Genomic DNA, 15,016 nt, shown 5'->3' on the forward strand with positions numbered 1-15,016 from the left:
CCAAACCGTTCCGGCCACTTCTGCGAACTGGTTGAAATGCAGCGATACTGCCGCTTTTGTGCATTGCGCGCGGGCCGTGCAGCCCATATCTCCCGGATAGAGTTGTCGGGAGGGCGAAAGTCGATGCCGGAATACACCCGTCTTGCCCTGTTGGCATCGCCAACGGAGCGGGCGCAGGAAGCCTGTACCGCGCTGCACCAGCAGCGCGACTGGGTGCCGCTTGAGCAGGCCAACGCCGCGGTCGTCATCGGCGGCGATGGCTTCATGCTGCAGACGCTTCATACCATGCTCGACATTGATCACGTGATCCCCGCGTTTGGGCTAAATCTCGGCACGGTCGGCTTTTTGATGAACAAGTATCGTTCGGGCCGCAGTATTGAGGAAAGGCTGGCAAAGGCCACGGCCATCGCAATCTCACCGCTGCGGATGACCGCGACTACCAACACGGGTGAGGAACATTCCGTCTGCGCGATCAACGAAGTGTCGATCCTGCGCGAAACGCGACAAACGGCAAAGCTGGAAGTCAGCGTCAACGGCAAGGTTCGGATGCCCGAATTGGCGTGCGATGGCGTGTTGGTGGCAACACCTGCCGGATCGACCGCCTATAACCTTTCCGCAAACGGGCCGATCCTGCCATTATCGTCGAATATGCTGGCACTGACCCCAATCAGCCCGTTCCGCCCGCGGCGTTGGCGCGGTGCGATTCTGCCGGAAAGCTACGAGATCGTGTTCAAGGCGCTGGAATCGGTCAAGCGGCCGGTGCTGGTCGTGGCTGACCAAAAGGAAGTGCGCGACGTGCGCGAAGTGCGCGTAAAGGCTTGGCCAGAGCATCGCCTGACGCTGCTGTTCGACCGTGGACAGAGCCTTGAAGACCGCATCTTCGCAGAACAGTTCATGGTCTGACGAAAAATTTGAAAACAGGTGCTTGCCAAACAGAATTGGCCTGTTATTAGCGCGCTCCTGCCCCGGGCAACCGAGGCTGCTCCCTGATAGCTCAGCGGTAGAGTAGGTGACTGTTAATCACTTGGTCGTAGGTTCGAATCCTACTCAGGGAGCCATTTTTCTCCACAATCTGGAAGAGCCGCAAGCTGCGGCGTACTGATCCCATTCAGTGCAAGCTGTTCATGCGTCCGTAAACAACGGCATCAATGACCGCCGGATGGAAGGGTTCTGTGAAGCGCAAGTGCGCAACAATTCCTTCGATCGCTTCCACTGTCGCTGAACGCGATTCTAGGCCTGGAAGGGTGATCCATACAAGTGATCCGGCACGGGGACGCTCAAGGCATTCAATCGAGGCGGCAAACCGCGAGAGCGTTTGCACGTTAACCTTGGCTTTGAGAACGCCGCGGCGATAGCCTGCCACAAACGGAGCCTGCTGGATGCGGGGTTCTGCAATTCGGGGGTCGTTGCAATCAAGCCACATCGCCAGTCTCCAACTGCGCGTTCTGCGCACAAGGAAGGACGGCATATTAACCAGACAATTCAGTCCGCCAGCGCTGGGGCTGACGGACTGTGTATTCTTGCGTAGGTGCCCGGAATATCCGGTTACCCGTGCCGCTTATCTTGCGGCAGGTGCTGCTCCTTGCCCGGCGCTGGCCGCCATCAGTGGCTTGGCGCCGTCTCCCACGATCACGAACGCTGCCCAGTAGAACGGATGGGACGTGTTGGGATCGTCCATCAGCTTTTCCTGCGCGCCTTCAAGGCCATCGGCAAGGGGCTGGCCGGGCTTTGATTCGATAACGCCGCCGATCAGGCGCTTGGTCGCATCGAAATCATCGGGCACGGGCCAGTGACTTGCGATGACAGAACGCGCACCTGCGCCCACGAACGCGCGCACAAGCCCATCCAGCGCATAGTTGCCGCCGCTGGTGACGCCCGCTTCACGGCTCGCGGCGACAGACGCGACGCCCGCCGTATCGCAGGCCGAAAGGATCACAAGATCCGCATTCAGCTTCAGGTCGAAGATTTCCTTGAAGCTCAGAAGCCCGTCCGATCCTGCGTTGCCAAAGCTGGTCACCAGCGCAGGCCGCGCGGGGCAACCGGCGCGGGGGGCGGTGACAAGACCGTGCGTCGCAAAGTGGAGGACGCGATACTGGTCCAGATCCTGTTCACCCAGCAGGGCCGTATCGTTGAACGCAGCGTCTGTCCGCACCGTGCTGCCGCCCCGGTTCAGTTTCTGCTGCGCATAGAGCAGTTCGTCCGCCGAAATGGGGTTCATCCAGGTGGCGAGTGGCCAGTCGCACTCATCAGCAACAGCCGCCACCGGACGCGCGGCAGGCTTGGCATTGTGCCCCAGTCCCAGATAATTGCGCGGTGCCGATGATGCGGCCAGCTTGCGGATATCAAGGAAAGCGCGCGGGCTGACGGCGATGGAGACTTCACGCCCGCGGCCAAGCCACGCCATGCCGGTAAAGTCGAACGGATCGCCGTCGGGGCTTTCCATGCGTTTGTTGTATGCAGCGATCCCCTTTTCGTCGGTAATCAGAACCGTCGGCGGCAATTGCAACATCGCGCCATCCGGCTCGAAAATGAAGTGTCGCGTCGTTGCGAGCAGATCGCCAACAGAGCCGAACAAGGTCTTGTAAAGGCTGTGTGACCGTCCAACATCGAACGGATAGTTTACCTGCCGTCCATTTTCGACCTTGACGATGGTATCGCGCAGTTCCTGCACCTCTTGTGACAGAGCAGCAGGGCTGGCAGCAATCGCCACAGCGCGCGCATTATCAGGCGTGACGAACAGGCCATAGGTACGCTCGCCCACAACCATCAGTTTGAAATAGCCTTCACCGGGCCGGAGCGCCGCCTGAAGCTCGGCAAGCGTGACGTTCTTGGGCGAAAGCACATTATAGCGCGGATAGGCAGCCAGCTTGCTGGTCAGTTCGGTCTGTTCGCGCTGGAGGTATGTAAGGTCACTCTGCGCAACCTTGAGCGCCGCCTGTTGCTGCGCGTCGGGTGCTGCAATCGCGCTCAACTGCGCGACGGTCGCTTCGTTGCGAGCGATATCGCGGCTGCGCGCCACCGACAGGCGGAAGAGAGCCGCAGCGTCATCATTGCCTTCAGACATCTGGCGCGCGAACACCGCCTGCGTCTGCGCTACACCAGGGCGTTGGAGAACCTGCGAAGCGGTGAAAATCGCGTCCGGGCCGTCCTTGCCATCCTGCTTTGCCAGCAAGCTGAAGTACGGTCCCAGCAAATCGCGCAAGGTGGCACCGGCATCAGGAATCGAGAGGCTTTCCGCCACGACTTTGCCGAACAGAGCAGTTGCACCAGCTTCATCGCCCGAACGGCTGAGCCAAGCCGCCTTACGTGCTTGGGCTGCAAGAACCGCCGGGGATTGCGGGAAAGCATCCTGCAGCAAGGCCAGCGCCCGATCATAAGCATCGCTCGCCGCGCCGCGCCGGTTTTGCGCTTCTGCAACGAGCGCAAGTTCCATGTCGATTTCGGACCGCAACCACGCCGTTGAGGCTACACGCCCTTCGCGCACAAGAGACAGGGTGTTAGCTGCTGCTTGCAGGCTTGTCTGCGCATCGTCCATCCGTCCCTGCATTCGCGCCGCAGTTCCGCCCAAAGCGATTGCTTGCGCATCAAGGATTTCTGCGCGCTCCTGATCGGTCAGTCCCGGATCGACCGCACCAAGCCGCTTCAGCCCCGAACTTTCCCGGTTGATCTGTTCGGCCAACGGTCGAGATATCAGGCCGGTGGAGAGGCTTTCTCGATCAAAGGTTGCCCCCACCGTACTGACCGGCTTCGCCAGTTCCTGCAATGCTTCTGCAGGCTTGCGCTGGTTCAACTGATCGATGGCGCGATAGTTGCGCAAAAGACGTTCGGCAAGGCCATCTCCGCGCGCGGTCGCCGCGCTTGCCTGTGTGAAGAGTTGGCCAGATGATCCGAAATTGCCAAGGTTCGATTGCTGCAAACCCTGATTTGCCAAGGCTTCGCTCAAGCCCATCCCGCCGCTCACGCGATCACGGCTGACCAGCGCTTCGAAGAACTCCGACGACTCCGCAAAGCGGCCGCTGTTGTTGCGAAGATAGCCTTCGTCCCGCGCGCCGAGCCGGTCAAGCTGGCCGGCTTGCACGCGCGCGAAGGCCGCTGGATCGCTGACTTCGGTGGTGGCTACGCGGATCTCGCCCGGCACCGTCGCATCGTTGACCACACTGGCCAGCGCCAGCTTCAGCGCAGGATCATAGCCCGCAAGACCTTCGACAAGGTAGGTCACCCCATCGCGCCGGACGAGGTAGCGTTTGTATCCTACATTCGCACCCTGATCGCGGCAGTTTGTCGCTTCAACCCGACCGATGCGGTCGATCTCTACAGAACCGGGCGCGCCGCAGGCCAGCGTCACACCGCCAAGCCCGGTCGGCTCTGCCGCCACAGACACATCGCGCCGTACTGCGATCAGTGTGCCGACAGATCCTGCGGCATCACGACAGCTAAGCCGATAACCGCGATCGAACATGCCGCCCAATCGCGCGTCGAGCGGGGCATTCTGTGCGGTGCAAGTCACGCCAGAAGTGCCCACACGGAACGAGTTGCGGATCGAAAGCGGTTGCTGCGATCCCTCAGCCGCCATCGCTGGCAAAGCGAGGAGCGCCAAGCCCAGCCCTGCGCCTGCGGTGCCGAACAACTGGCGACGGAACGATGCGAAAGGCGCGCTCACTGGGCGTCTCCTGCCTGAACGGTTGTGGTGGCATTGGTCCCGATAAGCGCGGGGTTGCCACTGCCGGTGACCGGTTCATCAATCTGGCTGGTAGTATCAAGCGGACTGTCATTGATGATTGGGGTTGGCGGAACAATCGGGCTTGCAGGTCCGCTTTCCGAAGGCTGAATCTGAACCTCTGCTTCGTCTTCGGGATCACCTTCCTCATCGCTCGGCTCTTCGGCAAAGCCCGGCGTGCTGCCCAACGGGTCTTGCGTGACGATTTCGAACTGCCCCGCAATTGCACCGATAACGTCAGGCCCCTCGCTAAGTGGGCTGGCGCATTGTTCGGCGGAGAACAGACAACCGTTGATCTGGCTGTCGGCAGAGAAGATCGAAAGATCGTCTGCCCCGTCTACAGCAAGATCATGCGCATCAATGCCACTGACGATGCCGGTTGGCGTCTGGAAAGCCCCGTTGACCACAACCGAGATTGACCCCGGCTGCGCGCCGGTTGGCGCGGTCACATCGGCAAAATCGATATCGGCAAAGAAACCGGCAGGATTAAGCGCCGTCCCCGTGTTCTGGATGTAAAGCGTGCCCGTGGGATGGAAATCAAGTCCCAAAGCACGCAACACGCCTTCGGGCCGCTGTACCGTCGCTGGTGCATTAAGATCGGCAATGCGCCCTGTGTAAAACGGGTTGGCCGCCAGCTTGTCAAGAATCGTGGCCGATGCCACATGGATGTTCACGGCGTTGAATTCGGCAATTCCGCCCAGCGTTGTGCCCGTCGAAGCTAGACTGATTGATCCGGTGGCTGCGTCCAGTTCGAACCGGCCCGTGCTGAATTCCAGAACATTGCCCGATCCAAAGCCGGTTCCGTTGATCGCGCCGGTCACGCGGATAGTTCCGCCCAATGCTTGTGAAGCGGCGTTGCCGGTGGCGAAGATCAACCGCCCGGTCGATCCTGCCAAAGTGTTGACGCCAATGTTGCCGCCCGCAGTCAGATCGACCTTGCCGATCAGCATGTCTATGGGGTTGCCGGTGATATCGACGGCGGCAATGGTCAACCGGTTGGTAGAGATCAACCCGATCTCGTTGTTGCTCAGAGCAAAGCCACTGCCCGTCAGCCCATCACCGATCAGCGCCGGCGAACCCGATGTGGAGATGATATCGACTGTGCCATCCTGGGTGGTGCGAATGCCGGAAAGCAACTGCTGGCCAATCGCCCTGCCGCCCACGCCATTGTCGACAATCGAAATATCGGTGCCAAGAATGCGTATCAAAGGCGATGTCCACCGTTCGGCGACGGTGACCCGTCCATCTGATGTCACGCCGATGCTTTCATACCCAGCAAGTTCAGCGCTGTTGACGGCACCGGTTGACGTGATCGAAATGCGGCCTGCAATCGCATTGCGCGTATTTAATACCGCACCGCCGCTTGCGACCGGGCTTTTGGCAAGCAGGGTGGCGTAGTTGATCGCGCCAGGCATTGCGGTTGCCGCCAACATGGATGTGTTAGCGATTAGCAGCTGACCGGTAGCCCCCGTCACCTGTCCAGTTGCCGAATTGATTATGGCCCCGGCGCGTGCTTCACCAATGGAAACGTCACCGCCGGAAAGCAGCGCAAGGTCACGGCCCACCGCGCGATCCAGATTCAAACCCGTTGCACCGCTGGCCAGCACGTCGAACCGGGCGTTCACGGTCGAACCGGTAAGGCTACCTGCGCGGGAAAGCAGTTCGACATTGCCGTCGCTGCTCAGCAGCGTCCCGAAAGTGCCGTTACCGCCGCTCGTCACGCCAATATTGCTAGAGGCGATGACATTTGCAGTGTTTACCGCGGTGCCCGCAGCGATGCGCAGCGACCCGACGTTGGAAGCGTTAGCCAACGCAACCGAGCCGCCCGTTGCAATCGGCGTTGCAGCAAGGATCTGCTCCTTGGTCGGCGGGGTCCCGGGCTGCGCTGGGCCGCCTTGCCCGCCGCCCTGCCCGCTCGGCTGCGCCATCGAAGCATTGGCAATCAGCGCCCGGTTGCTCACGATCAAGTTGTCGACCGCAACATTGCCGCCACCAAGCAGCAGCGCGTCAACTGCCCCCACTGCGCCGGTGGCTATGTTGCCGGGCGTGGTGGCAAATACGTCACCTGCAGATGTCAGGCTGCCTGTCTGCATATCGCCATTTGCTGACAGTTTGATGCCGCCGCTAGCTGCCGTGGTGTTTCCTGTTGTCAGCCCCAAGCCCGAAGCCAGCGTCACTAGGCTGCCAGCAACGGTGCCAAGCTGCATTGCGCCGCCGCTTCTGGCGGATAGGCCGAGTGCAGCACTGATGTTTCCGGCAGTCAGCCCCCCCCCGGTAGAGACAAGATCAATGGCCGCAGCACTGCTAGAAAGGTTGCCAAACGTCGCGTTGCCGCCGCTCAAAACCGAAATCTGCCCGGGCGCCGTGAAATCGCTCAAATCCACCGTCGTCCCCGCCACAACCAGCAGCGATACCGCAGTGGAAGGAGCAAAAATACTGACTCCGCCGGCAGTGGCGATGGGCGTGGCTGCGAATATCTGCTCCTTGGTCGGGCGTCCGCTGCCAGTACCCGTGGCAATATCGGCAACAAGCAGTCGGTTGACCAGTTCCACACCGCCGAGCGCCACGCTGCCGTGGCCAAGCGCCAGTGCGTCGTAGGCAGAAATCAACCCGGTTCCGATATCGCCGCCCGCCAGAAGCGTTACATCGGCGTTTGATATCAGATTGCCCGTACTGATGTTCACCCCAGCATCGATCGCGATGCTGCTACCGCTGGCGCTCGCCGTGCCGCTTCCGGCAACGACTTCATCGGTAATCACTGTTCCCGCCGATGCGAGGGAAACTGAGCCAATCGAAGAGATCAAGCCGGTTTGGATGCCACTCAGGCCGAAAAGATCAACACTCCCTTGCGATGACAGATTGGCTAACGTTATGGATCCGTCCGCTGTCGCCCCAATGCTGCCAAGGCTCAGCACGTCGCCAAACTGGATGTCGCCCAAGGCGCTCAGGGTGATAGCGCCATCGGACTGCAGATTGGCATGACCGACCAAATCCAGCCCTGAATTGAGAGCAAGCGATGTGGTGCCGATGAGATTACCCAGCGTTGCCGGGGTCGTTTCGCCAAGCGTCCAGTTCGCTGCGGAAATCGCAACGCTGTCTGCCACGGCGTCGGACGCATCGAGGCGGAGCAGGAAGGTTCCGGGCGTCGAGATGCCAAGACTTCCGCTCAGGTCGATCAAAGAACCATCGGACATACTCAGCGTGTCGGGCTGGATGTTTGTGCCCACATTGTCGGCAATCGCGACCATTGACAGGTCGGTGCCGGTGTAACTGCTGTTGGTCACCTCAATCCGCAGCGCGCTCTGCGCCATTGATGTGGTGCCGCTGACGGTGCCAGTACCCGCCGTTGCCGCGGCGGTGAAAGACAATCCATTCGCCGTCAGATTGCCGCGCTGGGTTGGCTGGTTGAAGCGATTGGTCACGACCAGTTTGACACCGGTGATGATGGTGGCACCGGGCTGATTGCTGATCACGGCATTGCCGCCGTTGCCTGCGGCCGCGGTCGCACTTCCCCCGTTTCCACCGCCGGCGTTCGCGTCGAACGTGGAGGGATTGTCAATCGTCACCGGGCCACCGCGCACAATAAGGGAAACGCCACCGCCGATGCCGGTGCCGCCGTCACCGCCAACAAACTCTGCGCTGCCGCCTGTTCCACCAAAGCCCGAAGCGCTTGCCGTAACCGTGCCAAACCGGGCAGAGCCGGTGTTCGTAGTTCCCGTGTCCAAACCGCTCGAAACGCCGAGCTGAACGGCGCCGCCCGTCCCAAGACCACCAACACCGCCCAGATCGAACACAGCGCTGCCACCGGTCCCACCGATGGCGTCGGCTGATACGTCAATCGTCTCAATGTCGATATTACCGTTTCCAGCGCTTCCGAAGATGGAAATGTTGCCGCCTTCTGCAACGCCGCCGACGGCACCCAGCGCGTCGGGATCGAACACATTGCCACCCTCGCCGCCTGTCGCGGAAGCTTGGGCCGTAAGGTTGTTGGCTAGGAGCAACGAACCTCCCTCGACCGCGCTGTGAGCGAATATCTCGATCGTTCCGGCCTTGCCGATGCCACCTATCCCGCCATTCAGGCCGTTGCCACCTGCAGCGTTGGAGGAGACGAAAACTTGATCGAGTTCGAGAGTTCCTTGCCGCGCGACGATGGCCGTCAACCCGCCTGTTCCGCTGCCGGGATTGAACCCGGACCCGCCGTTCGCATCCGAGAAGGCGACGACCTGGCCCACCACCACGATACGCCCGTTGTTGCCCAGAAGGGTTGGCGTGCCGACTGTGAGCAGAGCGTTACCACCACGCCCAGCGCCGCCGCCCCCGGATGGATCGTCGGAGATTCCATTGCCGCCATTTCCGGCTGCATCCAACAGCACGTTTCCGGTGATTTCAATTACGCCGCCGTCGCTGTAGAGACGCGACGTGCCGCCAGTGCCATTGCCACCTGTGCCAGAATTGGAACTGCGGCCGCCGTCTGCTGAAGTGGAGATTGACAAGCCGCTGCCAATCACTGCGCTGCTGGTACCCGATGCGGTGAACTGTGCATTGCCTCCAAAGGCAAAACCACCGATCAAACCTCCTGTCTGCGACGAGATGGCATCACCCCCTTCAGCATAAGCGTCAAGCGCCACCGTATCCGCTGTCAAAGCAAGGCCGGAGTTGAGCCGGAGGAACACCGAACCACCCTGCCCCAGTCCGCCGTTAGCAGAGTCACTGTTGCCGCCGCGCCCGAACGCGGAAAGTTGCAGCGTCGACAGGTTGATTTGATTGCCCGACGTCATGCCGTTCGATCCGAAGATGATCGTGCCACCTGTGCCTGACCCCGCTGTCGCGGTACAGGCGTTGAAACAATTCCCGGTGTTCGCACCGACGCCATCAGCCTGCACCGACAGCAGGCCATCGACTTGAAGCAGGCTGCCGCCGGCATCGAACTGCATGTCGATGAGGCCGCCCTGCGCGTTGCCGCCACTTCCCGACAGCCCAGGATTGGTGCTCGATGCACCCGTGCCACCCAACCCACCAGTCGCGCCAGCATTTACGATAGCATCGCCAAGCAAAAAGCCTCCAGCGGCGCTGCCTGTCCCAAGAACCGAACGGAAGCTGATGTTCCCGCCGGTTGCATTGCCGCCGGATCCGCCGTTCTCTCCCGGATCAGTCGACCCACCACCGTCTCCGCCGAGGCCTCCTGCACCGGCAGCCTGAACCGTCAACTGCAGCGTTTGGATGGTGCCGCCGTCGGGCGCAGTCACCAGCGACACCGCGCCGCCAAGGCCCGCGCCGCCATCGCCCGCCTGAATAGCAGCCGCGCTTGCCTCGCTCGTTCCGTTACCACCGCGTCCCGTTGCACTTATGTTCAAAGTCGGCGCAGTAATACTGCTGGCTCCGTGGACATCGCCAAGGGCGAACAGCCTTATCGTGCCACCCGTTCCCAGCGCACCATCGCCCCCATTCAGGCCACCATCGCCACCCTGCCCTTCGGCGAACACTTGCAGTTCGTTGCCCGCGCTGATCGTACCCGCTGTTGCAGTGATATTGATCGTGCCGCCGGTGCCCGTGCCAGAGTTGCGCCCATCGGCGCCAAAGCCGGTTGCCTCCAGCGTGGCGTTGTCGGCCGTGGAAAGATTGGTTGTGCTCTGATTGGCGTTGATCGTGATGGTGCCACCAGCACCGCTGCCTCCGGTGGAACCGAAGAAGGCGCTCCCGCCACCGCCATCGGCGCCGATGTAACTGGTGCCTTCGACGTCGAGAGTGTTGGCGAACTGGAAGATTGATGTCTGACCACCCAGACCGTCGCCACCCTGCGCAGCGCCTCCTCCGCCTACACCGGCAGAATCAAGGCGCAGATCGCCGGTAACGCTCAGCGAACCGCCCCCCAGATCAAGCCGGGCGATACCACCTGTGCCGTTACCGCCAATCGTGTCGGGCCCGCTGCCTGCAGAACCACCGTTGCCGAATGCGAGCAACTCCAGCGAACTCTGCAGTTCGATGTTGCCGCTCGATCCGATACGGACTTCTGCCGTGCCCCCTTGCCCCGCCCCGGCCATCGCGTTCTCCAGCTGTGAGCCGCCGTTGCCGTTGGAGTTGAGGAAAGCATCGCCCGTCACCGTCAACAAGCCGCCATTGGCCTGAATGGTCGTGACCCCGCCGGTGCCTACGCCACCTACCTGCGTCCCCAAGCCCAGGCCGCCGAACCCTTGGGCCGTAAGCGCTGCTGATCCTTCCAGCACCAGAAATCCGGCCGTTGCCGTTTCTATGGTGACAGAGCCACCCGTGCCGGCCATCGACCCGGCATAACCGTCACCGCCGGTCGCATTGCTAGACAGGTTGACGTCGCCCGTAACGCCGATGACCTTTTCGTCGCGGGAACTTACGAGAATGGCGCCGCCGGTGGCCGCCCCGCCAGCTGTAGACAGCGACTGTCCGAGCCCACCGAAAGCCTCTGCACGCGCCGTCAGACCACCCTCTACGGAAATTCCGCCAGCCCCCGTGCCGCTGGTGGAAATTTCGATCGTACCGCCGGTCGCATTGCCCGCCGCAATTCCATCACTCCAGCCGCCCCCTGCCGAGACGAGTCCGGAGAAATCAACAAACGAAATGTTCGCACCATCGTTCGCGCGCACCGTAATCGTGCCACCAGCAGCGTCGCCAACGCTGCCAGTCAATGCTTCCCCTGCGTCGGAACCAGCATCGAGGCTGGTATTGGCAGCCAAAGACAAGCTGTTTCCGCTGCCTAGAGCGAATAGCGAAATCGACCCACCAAAGGCGCTTCCCCCTTCGAACACGCAATTGGTGCAGCCGGTCCCGTCAGTGCCCTCGCCTCTCGAAATGATCGTAAGATCACCACCAACGTCGATCGCTGATCCGGTCGTACCCGAAGCGCGAATGACGACTGAGCCACCCGTGCCAACACCGCCACCAATTCCGGAAAGTGTTGGCTCACCACCGACCCCATCAGCGAACACATCGACATCGGATTGGAAGGATATAGTCCCGCCATTCACCGCCTCGACAAGAACGGTCCCGCCGAACCCATTGCCGCTGACGGTGCCGGCAACGGTGGATGCAGCTCCGAACGCCTCTGCAATCAGCGTGGCATTGCCAGCAACATTGATCGCCCCGCCATCAAGCGCGCGTAGCGCCACACCACCTGCTTGAGCGTCCAGGTCGGTTGCCGTACCATCATCTCTGGCCGAAAAGCGCAGCGTGTCTGCGAAGTTCACCACACTGCCTGCATTGGCTGTGACGCTTGAATTTGGCGCCTTGGCCCGCAAGACAGCGCTTCCGGCGAATAAGATGCCACTCGCAGAATTCGCGACCATATTGATCGCGCCCGTCGCCCGCCCCGTAAAGGCAGACGAGAACGTGCTGTCCTCAGCCGTTATCGATGCAACGCCGGTGCCGCCGCCAGCGGAAGGTGTGGTAACCAGGTCTCCGCCGACAATATCTTGCCCAGCGGAGAGGATGATGGCGTTGCCGATCGCGTCTGCCGCCCCGGCAATGTCGAAGCCCAGCGAACTGCCCGCGCCAATCGCCATCGTGATCGCATCGTTCTTGGGCACCGCCACCATGTAGACCCGGTGGACAAAATTCGGCTGCGAAGCAGCAGCCCCGGTTATCGAACCGCTGTTCTGGATCACCGTCCCTGTGGCACTGGTGCCCGAATCCACCTGAACGTCGAAGAGGCCGGAAGGCGAGAAAGTGATCGTCGCCGCGTCGGCCGCTACCAACGCGGCAGAGCCGTTCACATTGATCGTGCCATTGTTGGTGATCGAAGGCGCCACCATAGCGATGTAAGACCCATCGACCGATGCGTTGAGTTGCGCGCCTGCCGAAACAACGATCTGCGATCCGGCCACCGTAGCGGGTTGGAAAACATAGGAACCCGACGTGTCGAACACCCCCGTCGCGTCATAGGCAAGGTCAGATGTCGTCAGCGTCAGGCTGCCAACATTGAACACGCTACTACCGCCGACAAGTATGCCGCCGGGGCTGTAGAAAAATAGCGTGCCACCGGGCGTCGGCGGTGCGGAAACCGCCTGCAACTGGGAAATAACTGTACCGTTGAACTGGATCGGTCGCGTCGAGTTTACTGGGATAATCCGGTTCAGCACCGCATAATTGGAAATGCTGAAGTCGTTTTGGTAGGTCGTGGTAGCGATCGAATCCTGAAAGTTGATCGGCCCACCGGTCGGTGCCGTGTCGTTCGGCGTCCAGTTGATGACGGCGCTTGGCGTGAACACGGTGATTGCCGTCGTGGTTGGCGTTGTATTGATCGTCGCAGTGCCCGCCACAACAGTACCGCTGGCATTGAAGCCTTGCGCCATCAGCTTTGGCCCCATCGCCACCAAGGCGGTGGCCAACGCAAGCCCCGATGCCGAAACCAGTTGCTTGACGGTTGCAGAAGGGATCGTGCGCATCAGAAGCTCCTCCACGGCAGCAGCCGCGTGGTCAAAGTCACAAGAAATCGCGGATCGGACCGGCGCACCTGCGTGCCAACACGCTCCAGCGGAACCGCCAGCGTCGCCTCAAGCCGGAACCGCGATCCGATTTCGGACCGCAGACCGCCGCCCACCGAAGTCAACCGTTCAGACCCGGCAATGCCCTTGTTCCAAACCCACGCTGCATCGCCATAGACAAATGGCTGCACCCGCCATGTGCGGTCACCATCAATGGCCCAGCGCGGCCCGCGCAGTTCCAGCGCGCCTCCGACTGCACTGTCACCGATCAGTTCGCCCGGATCGTATCCCCGGCCCACGGTGAAGTTGCCCGCAGAGAACTCCTCAAAACTGAACAGCGGCTTGAAGGCATATTGCCCGCGCGGCGCAAGCAGGACCGAAACCTTGCTGCCCAGCGCCTGCTCGAACTCGCCCTGCCAACGTACCACCGTGGCCTTGGCCGAACCGTCAAACCGGCTTGTCGGCACTTGCGCTGCACATGCGGCACCGGCGCAACTCTGCGTTGCATTCAGGATCGAAAGCCCCTGCCGCAATTCCAGCGAGCTTGCCACGCGCCAACGGGGCTGCACATGCGCTGTATCGACAGCGTCGAGATCCAGCCTGCTCCAACCCACCCGGATACGGTCGCGCGTCAGCGGCCCGATGAAGTCAACGTTCTGGTTCACCAGATCCAGCCCGCCGCTCAACCACACATTGCGAGAAAGCGACCGTTGCAGCGGATAGCGCGCAAAGACGCTGGCGTAGAGCGTGCGAGCATCGAGCGACACGTTTGCCGGAAGGCCTGCCACATCGGGCCGCGTCCATGCATAGGTGAACTGCCCGCCGATGATCAGCCCTTCCGATCCAGGGCGGAACTCATGCGAAGCCTGCAGGATGTGCTGCTCACTGAAATCGGACGTGGCATAGTAGGACAGCGAGGTTACATCGCCAAGCCCCGTCAGCCCAAACGCCTGTGCGCGCACTTGCCCGCCAAAGCGCCCTGTGGCTTCCGACGCAAGGTTCTGCAGCGTCAGGTCCACGGCATAAGGTTCGCGCAACACGGCCACTTCGGCTATCAGGTCGCCCGGCCCGGTTCCTGCAGGTTTCAGGGTAAGTTGCACGTTGTAACCGGGCAGATCGCGCGCCAGCAGCAGGTAACGTTCGGCGCGGCGCTGGTTGAACACTTCTTCGCCCGTCAACGCGCCAAGATACTGCTGCAACTTGCTTTCAGCACCGCGGGTTTCGCCCCGCGCCCGAACAGCCGATATCCGCGCATAGATGACTTCCATGCGGACTTTGCCGTCTTCGATCTTCTGCGTGGGCACCTGCACCGCGGCCAGATAGCCCTTATTGCGGAGTATCGTTCCGGCCGCATCGCGGATCTCGCACAGCGCGGCTATCGGCTGCGCCGTTCCGACCAGCGATTGCCACGTATCGTCCAGTTCGGCAGGCGCGATTTCCTTCAATCCGCCAAAGGCCACCTCGGTGATATTCACCTTGATATCGGCATATTTCGGATCATCGAGCGGGCAGGCAGAACGCTCGATCCCGCCCTTGATCGACAGACGCGATGGTGCCGGGGCGGATTGCGTGGTTGCGCCGCGAATATCGTCACGGGTTGGCGGACTGGCCGCTTGCCCTGCGATTGCGCCCGGCAGGGCTTGAGCCAATACAGCAGCAGGGAAAGTGGCTACAACACAGGCCACAAGGCCGCGCGCAGGCATGTTCGAACAGGCAATATGGCCTGCGCGCTTCATTTTCCCCGAAAATCGCAACTTCATCGCGCACGCGCCCCCTCAGGCTTCTAAGATTGCGCGACCCCGTTCTTGTTTATGCTTATCGTTGATACTCTAGCACCAAATGCCGT

The 15,016-nt window shown here is 61.4% G+C and carries 5 protein-coding genes and 1 tRNA gene; 2 read left to right on the forward strand and 4 right to left on the reverse strand.

The features are described 5' to 3' along the window. Window positions 1-123: 123 nt before the first annotated feature. Together HGI47_RS04150 and HGI47_RS04155 are read left to right on the forward strand one after the other, a co-directional pair. Window positions 124-903, forward strand: a complete 780-nt coding sequence (locus HGI47_RS04150; protein WP_168851533.1) for an NAD kinase — start codon at window positions 124-126, stop codon at window positions 901-903. A gap of 80 nt (window positions 904-983) precedes the next feature. After that, window positions 984-1,058: transfer RNA gene (locus HGI47_RS04155), tRNA-Asn, on the forward strand. Between the two features lie 50 nt (window positions 1,059-1,108). Here HGI47_RS04155 and HGI47_RS04160 read toward each other — a convergent pair. The 4 genes from HGI47_RS04160 to HGI47_RS04175 form a co-directional block, all read right to left on the reverse strand. Continuing rightward, complete coding sequence (locus HGI47_RS04160) at window positions 1,109-1,363, reverse strand: hypothetical protein (RefSeq protein WP_168851534.1); 255 nt, start codon at window positions 1,361-1,363, stop codon at window positions 1,109-1,111. 195 nt (window positions 1,364-1,558) lie between these two features. Then, a complete protein-coding gene (locus HGI47_RS04165; protein WP_370521624.1) occupies window positions 1,559-4,660 on the reverse strand; it encodes a CHAT domain-containing protein in 3,102 nt (1,033 codons plus the stop codon). Beyond that, entirely contained in the window at window positions 4,657-13,131 is an 8,475-nt protein-coding gene (locus tag HGI47_RS04170; RefSeq protein WP_168851535.1) for a hypothetical protein, read from the reverse strand. Before HGI47_RS04170 ends, HGI47_RS04165 begins: the two co-directional genes overlap by 4 nt. Beyond that, window positions 13,131-14,906 carry a ShlB/FhaC/HecB family hemolysin secretion/activation protein gene (locus tag HGI47_RS04175; RefSeq protein WP_168851536.1) on the reverse strand — a complete coding sequence of 592 codons (1,776 nt, stop codon included), beginning with the start codon at window positions 14,904-14,906 and terminating at the stop codon, window positions 13,131-13,133. The genes HGI47_RS04170 and HGI47_RS04175 overlap by 1 nt, the downstream gene beginning before the upstream one ends. Window positions 14,907-15,016 lie beyond the last annotated feature (110 nt).

The sequence above is a fragment of the Novosphingobium sp. ERN07 genome (assembly GCF_012641335.1).
In the GTDB taxonomy this organism is placed as follows: Bacteria; Pseudomonadota; Alphaproteobacteria; order Sphingomonadales; family Sphingomonadaceae; genus Novosphingobium.

What these genes read in the sequence shown, in the direction of transcription:
- HGI47_RS04175 (WP_168851536.1), bottom strand. Translation starts at nt 14,906, where the DNA reads ATGAAGCGCGCAGGCCATATTGCCTGTTCGAACATGCCTGCGCGCGGC.
- HGI47_RS04150 (WP_168851533.1), top strand. Translation starts at nt 124, where the DNA reads ATGCCGGAATACACCCGTCTTGCCCTGTTGGCATCGCCAACGGAGCGG.
- HGI47_RS04170 (WP_168851535.1), bottom strand. Translation starts at nt 13,131, where the DNA reads ATGCGCACGATCCCTTCTGCAACCGTCAAGCAACTGGTTTCGGCATCG.